Here is a 331-nt window from a genome sequence, read left to right as displayed (position 1 = left end):
TGCAGGAGAAAAACAAATTTAAAAACCAACAGGGCAATAATACAACTCTATCAAAATTACAATAAAAGGAGCTAGTCTGTGAATAAATATTATATGAGTGCTATCTTAAGTATTGTACTTTCTGTTGTATTATTTATATTTAATTTCTATCAGACTAAAATAGGAGGAGTAATAGTTGCTTTAAGTATAGGAGCGAGTATTAAATTTCTAGCTGATGGTGTATTGAATGAAAGTAAACACAAAAAACACAATTGATTTTGAAGTAAACCGAAGATTAATCACCTTAATAAGATGATTAATCTTTTTTATAAAAACTTAAGGAATCCAAAAT

Annotated in this window: 1 protein-coding gene; it reads left to right on the top strand. The window is 26.6% G+C overall.

Going from position 1 to position 331, the window contains the following annotated elements; all coding sequences use genetic code 11:
• Nucleotides 1-78: 78 nt before the first annotated feature.
• Complete coding sequence (locus V7038_RS17945) at nucleotides 79-255, top strand: hypothetical protein (protein WP_002107085.1); 177 nt, start codon at nucleotides 79-81, stop codon at nucleotides 253-255.
• Nucleotides 256-331 lie beyond the last annotated feature (76 nt).

This window comes from Bacillus sp. JJ783 (genome assembly GCF_036963225.1).
Taxonomy (GTDB): domain Bacteria; phylum Bacillota; class Bacilli; order Bacillales; family Bacillaceae_G; genus Bacillus_A; species Bacillus_A cereus_U.
Note: the sequence above shows the minus strand (reverse complement) of the source record. Positions and strands in the feature narration are given on the sequence as shown.